9 protein-coding genes are annotated in these 7,480 nt (G+C 65.1%); all 9 read left to right on the top strand.

The genetic code is table 11. From position 1 onward, the window contains the following. Positions 1 to 42 precede the first annotated feature (42 nt). The 9 genes from ACIBVN_RS56615 to ACIBVN_RS56655 all read left to right on the top strand — a co-directional run bounded on the left by ACIBVN_RS56615 (position 43) and on the right by ACIBVN_RS56655 (position 7,454). The gene (locus tag ACIBVN_RS56615) at positions 43 to 252 is read left to right on the top strand and encodes a ferredoxin (protein WP_397150534.1); all 210 of its coding nucleotides are present in this window, start codon (positions 43 to 45) and stop codon (positions 250 to 252) included. Positions 253 to 511: 259 nt separating this feature from the next. Further along, a complete protein-coding gene (locus ACIBVN_RS56620; RefSeq protein ID WP_397150536.1) occupies positions 512 to 1,804 on the top strand; it encodes a Rieske 2Fe-2S domain-containing protein in 1,293 nt (430 codons plus the stop codon). 5 nt (positions 1,805 to 1,809) lie between these two features. Next, positions 1,810 to 2,361, top strand: coding sequence for an aromatic-ring-hydroxylating dioxygenase subunit beta (locus ACIBVN_RS56625; protein ID WP_397150556.1), 552 nt, complete (start codon positions 1,810 to 1,812; stop codon positions 2,359 to 2,361). Positions 2,362 to 2,374: 13 nt separating this feature from the next. Next, positions 2,375 to 2,674, top strand: coding sequence for a hypothetical protein (locus ACIBVN_RS56630; protein WP_397150538.1), 300 nt, complete (start codon positions 2,375 to 2,377; stop codon positions 2,672 to 2,674). 106 nt (positions 2,675 to 2,780) lie between these two features. Beyond that, positions 2,781 to 3,671, top strand: a complete 891-nt coding sequence (locus ACIBVN_RS56635; RefSeq protein WP_397150558.1) for a branched-chain amino acid ABC transporter permease — start codon at positions 2,781 to 2,783, stop codon at positions 3,669 to 3,671. Positions 3,672 to 3,721: 50 nt separating this feature from the next. Next, a complete protein-coding gene (locus ACIBVN_RS56640; RefSeq protein ID WP_397150540.1) occupies positions 3,722 to 4,666 on the top strand; it encodes a branched-chain amino acid ABC transporter permease in 945 nt (314 codons plus the stop codon). Continuing rightward, positions 4,663 to 5,475 (top strand): ABC transporter ATP-binding protein, encoded by an 813-nt coding sequence (locus ACIBVN_RS56645; RefSeq protein ID WP_397150542.1) that lies wholly within the window; start codon positions 4,663 to 4,665, stop codon positions 5,473 to 5,475. Before ACIBVN_RS56640 ends, ACIBVN_RS56645 begins: the two co-directional genes overlap by 4 nt. Continuing rightward, on the top strand, positions 5,472 to 6,173 hold the full coding sequence (locus tag ACIBVN_RS56650) for an ABC transporter ATP-binding protein (protein ID WP_397150544.1): 702 nt from the start codon (positions 5,472 to 5,474) through the stop codon (positions 6,171 to 6,173). Before ACIBVN_RS56645 ends, ACIBVN_RS56650 begins: the two co-directional genes overlap by 4 nt. A gap of 246 nt (positions 6,174 to 6,419) precedes the next feature. Continuing rightward, entirely contained in the window at positions 6,420 to 7,454 is a 1,035-nt protein-coding gene (locus ACIBVN_RS56655) for a hypothetical protein (RefSeq protein WP_397150546.1), read from the top strand. Positions 7,455 to 7,480: the final 26 nt, after the last annotated feature.

Here is a 7,480-nt window from a genome sequence, read left to right on the forward strand (position 1 = left end):
TCCCGCCCCGCTGCTCTGCCCAGATCACACGATTGGATCGGAATGGCCACCAAGCTGTCCCTCAACGCCGACAAGTGCCGAGGCTACGCGAACTGCATGATCGAAGCGCCGGAGATCTGGGACTTCGACGATGCCACGGACACAGCTGTTCTGCGGCTCGAGCACCCGCCTGCGGAGCTGAGAAGCAAGGCCGAAGCCTCCGTGCGTGGCTGTCCTGCGCGGGCGATCACCATCGAGGAGTCGTCGAGGTGAGCCTCACAGTCTGGGGGACCGGGCCCACGGAGAAGCGGACGCTGATCCACAGGTGCCTACTCCGAACCGCCGCGACGGAGGCTCTGTCCGACCTTGTCGGCGAGCACGGAAAGTACTCTCCCGGGTCACATCGGCCCAGTAGGCGGCCAACTAGCCTCTCAAAGGCAGACCAGGCCGCTCGCAAGCTCGCCGGCCCGGCCGACGATCCCGCCGAGGGAAGGAACGCCAAATGACTGTCACAAGCGAGATGACCGCAGCCATGAACCTGGTCGAACGAGTGGCGAACGGAATTCAGCGCGGGGTGCTCCCAGCGAAGATCTTCAACGACCCCGGCGTCTACGAGCTCGAGAAGACAAACCTCTTCAGCAGGGTTTGGAACTTTCTCGCCCACGAGTCCGAGATCCCCAAGTCCGGCGACTACGTTCTGCGATCGATCGCCGACAACTCGATCCTTGTCGCTCGCGACGAGGCCGGCGAGATCCACGCACACCTCAACATGTGCCGCCACCGCGGCAACCAGATGTGCAAGTCCGATCTTGGTAACTCCTCCCACTTCCGGTGCTCGTACCACGGCTGGGTCTACAAGAACAACGGAGACCTGGTAGCGGTCCCGTACCACAAGGACGCCTACGGCGACCAGCTGGCAAAGAAGGAATGGGGCTTGATCCCTGTCAAGATCGATACCTACGAAGGTCTGATCTTCGGCAGTCTCAACGCTGACGTGGAACCGCTCACCGACTTCCTCGGCGGCTTTCAGTTCTACCTCGACTACTACCTGAAGCCAGGCGAGGGAGGCGTCGAAGTCTACGGGCCGCCGGACGTCTGGGAGTCGAACTGCAACTGGAAGCTCTGGGCCGAGAACGGTTCGGGCGATGGTTACCACACGCCCGTCACACACCAGTTCGGCTTCCACCTGGGCTATTTCGCCTCATCGGGTGCGACCCACAGCGTGGGCCACGCCGCTCACATCCCGGGCAAGGGACATGGCATCGGACTCGGAGAAACTCCCGGCATGCCGCCCTTCCTCGGGTATCCCGACGACATCGTGGCAAGCCTCGACAAGTCGCTGTCCGCGAAGCAGCGCGAGGCCTTCAATCCCGTTCGTACCGCCGTCGGTCTGGTGTTCCCCAACCTCAACTTCCTCAGTCAGCCATTCAGCCGCATCCCGGGTGAGTTGGGCGTCCGCTTCTGCACCATGCGTCAGGCGCAGTCGCTGGGCCCGGGCAGGATGCGCCTCACCTCATGGTGCCTGCTGCCCAGGGACGCCTCCGAGGAGTTCAAGGAAGAGGCCTATCGCGCCTACACCTTGGCGTTCGGGCCCGGGGGGATGTTCGAACAGGACGACATGGAGAACTTCAACAACATCACCAACCAGCTCAAGGGCAGCGCCATCCGAGAGGTCGAGCTGCCCTATGTGATGGGGCTGGACCAGCAGCCGGTGGAGGACTTCCCCGGACCCGGCAGGGTCGTGCGGCCGTACATGAGCGATTCCAACTTCCGCAATCTGTGGGGAACCTGGGCCTCCTACGTCTCTGGCGAGCGGAGCCGGTGATCGCGATGACGACCATCGATGACGACGTCCGGTCGCTGCCGGCCATGGGTCCTGAGCCGACGGTCTCCGCCGAAGACGAGCGACGAGTGCGACACTTCCTCTCCTACGAGGCTCGCCTGCTCGACGAACGACGCTTTCAGGACTGGGTCGAACTCTTTACAGACGACGCGACGTACGAGATCCCGGTCCGCGTCAACCGCGAGGAGGGCCAGGCGTCGTTCTCCCGGAGTCGCGCATTCGACGACACGAAGGACACCCTCCGGATCCGCATCGACAGACTTCACACCGAGTTCGCGTGGTCCGAGCAGCCACCCTCACGCGTCCGTCACTACATCACCAACATGATGATCGCGCCGGGAGCGGCTGCGGATGAGTTCGACGTCGTGACCAACGAGCTGGTCTACCGCAGTCGGGGTGACTCGGTGGCCTTCGACCTCATCTCTGCACAACGCACCGACTGCTTGCGCGATGGGCCACGCGGACTGCGCATCGCTCGTCGAGTGATCGAGATGGATCAGACGACTCTCGGCGCCCACAACCTGTCCATGTTCTTCTGAGGGATACGCCACCGTGAGCCAACAGCCCGACAGCATCCGCATCGTCAACGAGTTCGCCGAGGCATACATCCGGCCCGTCGTGCACGGCAACGGCACCCGGCTGGAGGTGACGGCGCCCCGAGTAGGCACGGTCTCGACCATCGATGCGGTGATCCTCGAGGCGTTGGCGGCGGTGGCGCCCGAGGACCTGACGGCCATCCTGGTGGCGACCGTCCCTGGCAACGCACCCCATGTCGTAGGGCGCAACGCCAACGGAAGCGCCCATCTCCTGAACGACAACGAAAGCGCCGGCGAGGCGAACCCAGACGCATGAACACCGACCGCACCTGAAGCTCCTCCCCGGAGACGCCCCCGGGGAGCGCCTAGTGAGCCAGACACACCCTTGCGACCACACTCGACCTACCTCGAGGAACGTGCCCATGAATTGGATAACCGAGAACGCCGGCGTCCTGTTGAACGGGGTCGCCATGGGGCTGCTGCTGTTCATGATGTGCGTCGGCCTCACCGTCATCTTTGGGCTCCTGGACGTACTCAACCTGGCCCACGGCGCCTTCTTCCTGACCGGCGCCTACATCGGTTACCGCATCGGCGGTGAGGTCTCAGCCACGTGGAGCAGCTTCCTTGGAGCCCTCCTGGTCTCCCTGATCCTGGGAGCTCTCGTCGGCATCGCCCTTATGGTCGCCACCGCGCCCTTGGTCGCGCGCGGTCACCTCGACCAGGCGCTGCTCACCTTGGGCGTGGCGCTGGTGATCAGCGAGCTGCTACTTCTCGTGTTCGGAAAGGACGACTACTCCGTGGCCGCACCCGGATCACTGGCGGGATCGACTCAGATTTTCGGTAACGCCTATCCTGTCTATCGTCTCGCGGTCATCGCGTTGGGCGCCATAGTCGCCGCTGGTGTCTGGTATCTCCTGGAGCGGACCTCGGCGGGAGCCATGGTCCGCGCCACCGTCGCAGATCGCCAGATGGTGGAAGCGGTCGGCATCGATGTCCGCAAGGTCGTCCTGGTCACCTTCACCGCGTCTTCGGCGCTCGCAGTCGCGGGCGGCACGCTGGCAGGGCCGGTCATGGGCGCCACACAAGGGTTGGGAGACCAGATCCTGCTGCTCGCTCTCGTCGTCATCGTTGTCGGCGGACTCGGATCTGTGCTGGGAACTCTCCTGGCTTCCCTTCTGATCGGCTTGGTGCAGAACCTCGGTGTGCTGTTGGCTCCCGAACTGGCCTCGTTCGTCATGTTCGGCGCCATGGTCCTCGTGCTGACCTTCCGTCCCCAGGGGCTGATCCCGAGCGCAGCGGTGGTTTCGCGATGACGAAGCCTACGAAGATCCGCCTCACCCCAGTGATCACCTCGGTCGTCCTGGTGGGGCTCGCGCTGGCGCCACTTACGGGTGCGAGCGTCTATACGGTCGTCGTCTTGACCAACATCCTGGCCTTCGCGCTGCTGGCGATGTCGATGGCGCTCGTGGCCGGGCATGCCGGCCTGCTATCGCTCGCACACGCGAGCTACGCAGGAGTGGCCGGTTATGCGGTTGCCATCTTCGCGCGCGAGGTGGCTCGTGACGGTCTGCTGCAACTGGCCGTCGCCGTCGGGGCAGGAGCAGCCGTCGCAGCGATCTCTGGATGGATCGCCGTGCGAGCCACCAAGACCTTCTTCCTCATGCTTTCCCTCGCCATCGGCGAGCTCCTCCACGTCCTGGCGATCCAGTGGCGAGATGTGACCCGCGGCAGTGATGGAATGTCCGCCGGCGGCCCCTTCACGATCATGGGCTCTGATCCCGTCGTCCTGAGCGGCTACGTGTACTGGGTAGCTCTCGGTGTGTTCGTGATCTTCGGCGGCGCCGTGCTGGTGATCGTGCGGTCGCCGTTCGGGTCGGCACTACGTGGCATACGCGACAACGAACCGCGGATGCGCAGTCTCGGCTACCCGACCGCCAACTACAAGTACGCCGTCTGGGTGATTTCGGGAGCGATCGCGGGCGCAGCCGGATGGATCGCCCTGGCGCAGGCTCCGCGATTCATCGCACCGGGCCAGATGTCCTTTCACTTCGCCGGACTCCTCCTTCTGGCGGTCGTCATCGGTGGGATGGAGTCCATGTGGGGCGCCTGCCTGGCCGCCGCTGCCGTCGTCTACATGACTGACGTGGTCGGCCAGGACCTCGAAGGACACGGCCCTCTCGTGATGGGAGTCGTTTTCGTCGTCGCGGTCTACGTGTTGCCCCGGGGCCTGGCCGGCATAGGGGCGTCGGGCTCAGGGCGGCCCAGACGCGCCTCGCGTGCCGACGCCGCCACGGCGGTGAGCGCATGAACGACACGGCCCTGGGCCTTGCCGGGCTCACCAAGCGCTACGGATCGGTCGTCGCCGTCGACGACGTCAGCCTCGACGTCGCTATGGGTGAGCGGCGAGCGGTGATCGGTCCCAACGGTGCTGGCAAGTCGACTCTCTTTGCCCTCGCCGCAGGCACCTTGCGGCCGAGCTCGGGCAGCGTGTCGCTGAGTGGACGAGACGTCACCCGGTTGCGAGACCACCAGCGGGCTCGTCTAGGATTGGTGAAGACCTTCCAACACTCCAGCCTCTTTCCCGCCATGAGTCTGCGGGACAATGTTGTCCTCGCCGCCCAGCGTCGGCACGGCGGCGCGTGGCATCCGTTCGGCAGACACAGTCACCGGGTCGTGGATGCTGCGCATGAGGCACTGGCAAGGGTCGGCCTTGTGGAGCGTGCCGACGCGCGGGTCGCGGCTTTGTCGCACGGAGAGCGACGCCAGGTCGAGATCGCGCTCGCGCTAGCACTGGCGCCCGACGTGCTCCTTCTCGACGAGCCGACAGCGGGCATGTCGGCTGCGGAGACGTCGAGCTTCGTCAACCTGCTGCGTGAGATCCCGCGCGACATCACGATCCTGATCATCGAACACGATCTCGATGTGGTCTTCTCCGTTGCGGACCGGGTGACGGTGCTGCATCTGGGTGCGATCATCGCCGACGGGACTCCCGATGAGGTCCGATCGTCCGAGATCGTTCAACGCACCTACCTGGGCCTGGCCCCCGACTCGACTCAGGACACCTCGAGCTCGGCTGGGGCCTCGGAAGCCGGATCTACGACGGGAACGCTCGCATGAGCCTGCTTGAGATCTCAAATCTAGCCGGTGGCTACCCGCGAACGAGAGTTCTCGACGGCGTCGACCTCACCGTCGAGCGAGGAGGAGTGCTTGCGCTGCTGGGCCGCAACGGGGTGGGCAAGACAACGCTCCTGCACACGGTCATGGGCATGCTGCCGGGCACTGGCTCGATCAAGTTCCAAGGACGGGATCTGCTCGGACTCTCTACGCATCAGATCGCTCGCGCGGGGATCGCTCTGGTCCCGCAAGGGCGACGAGTCTTCGCTCCGCTCACCGTCGACGAGAACCTGCGAATCTCAGCACGGGGTGGCAACGCCGCAGCCTGGACGCCAAAGCGCGCCTACGAGCTCTTTCCTGGGCTGGCCGAACGCCGGACGAACTACGCGGGGCAGCTGTCCGGGGGCGAGCAGGAAATGCTCAGCATTGCCCGGGCACTGGTCACCAACCCGGACCTCCTCCTCATGGACGAGCCGTCAGACGGCCTCGCCCCCGCGATCATCAAGACGGTGGGCGAGGCCGTCACCGAGCTGGCGAGAGTGGGTGTGACCGTCCTCCTCGTCGAGCAGAACCTCGCGCTGGCCCTGGATGTGGCTGACGAGGTCGCGGTCATGAGCAAAGGCCGTATCACTTTCAGCGGAGCCCCGTCCGAGCTGAAGGGGGACTCACGTCGGGTGCGCGAACTTCTCGGCGTCGGCTGAGAAGAGCCCGATGAGCGGCGTTCGGGCGGCCGATCGAACGAAGCCGCGCCCGGCCCCGCTGCGTCTCGTCGCCGACGACCATCCCGGTACAGCGTCTGACATCGGCGCCAAGGCGACGCGCCTGGACTTACGTCGGCAGCCCAGTAGCGCCGAGGCATCGTTGTGTCACGCGGAAGCCGCCGCAGACTCAGGCTGTCGCCTACTCAGCAGGATGGTTCGTTTGAGCCCTACCGCGGGCATCGCCTTGTGCTAGAGCTCACCTACGCCTCCGCGGCCGGGCACGCGTTCATCAACCAGCGCCTGTACCTGCCCGAGTCCTGGGCCGGTGACGCCGACAGGCGCGCGGTGGCCGGGGTTCCGCAGCAGGTCCGGCTACTGGCCCAGGCAAACCCCGCCGTGTGGGAAGGCCGCTCGTGCGGCCAGGGCAGCAATGGCGCCCGCGTCTACGACTGGGCGACGCTCTCGGTCACCCTGGCCGAGCAGCGACCCGCCGACGGCCACGCTCACACCATCCTGATCAGGCGCAGCGTCAGCGACCCCAATGAGGTGGAACTCTTCCTCGCCCACGCCCGCATCGGCACCCCGATCACCGAGCTGATCTCGGTAGCCGGACTGCGCTGGAAGATCGAGGAGAATAACGAGACCGGCAAGGACCTGCTCGGCCTGACCCATTACCAGGTCCGCAAGTGGGATGGCTGGCACCGGCACGTCACCACCGCCATGCTCGCCCTGGGGTTCCTATCCGTCACCCACTCCCACCTCGACGACGAACCCGCCAGCGTCCAGGGAATGGCCCATCCAGCCCAGGAGAACCCGCACTGGTCCGGTCCCGGCCGATCCGCCCTCTCTCGCCGAGATCCGCCGTCTGTTCGCCCGCCTCATCCTGCCCCGCCGCTGACCTCATCGATCACGTCCTGCCTGGTCCCACTTCCGGCAACACCACCAGACACGAGCCCTGATCAGCCACTACCACCGACGCGGCGACCCGCTCCCTCAAAATTTACGGATGTATTACCTGCCGCAACGAGGGCTGATTCGGCTGAGCATCGCCGAGATCCGCCGTTTATTCAACCGTTTATTCAACGGGATCGGCCGCGACGATCACGCCATTGGCCAGGCGCTTCACTGGTCGGCATGGCGGCGCGCGTACCAAGCGGACGCACGCGCCCACCACTTTCGCCGACGACTTCGGCGCCAGATCTCCGTATAGATCTAGCCCCAATGCCGTTTAGTTTGGCTTCACGCTGGTTTGTCAAGGTTCATCGGGCATGTGGATGTTGATGCTGATGGTGGCCTTGTAGCTGGTT

The organism is Nonomuraea sp. NPDC049400, from assembly GCF_044466425.1.
Classification (GTDB): Bacteria; Actinomycetota; Actinomycetes; order Streptosporangiales; family Streptosporangiaceae; genus Nonomuraea.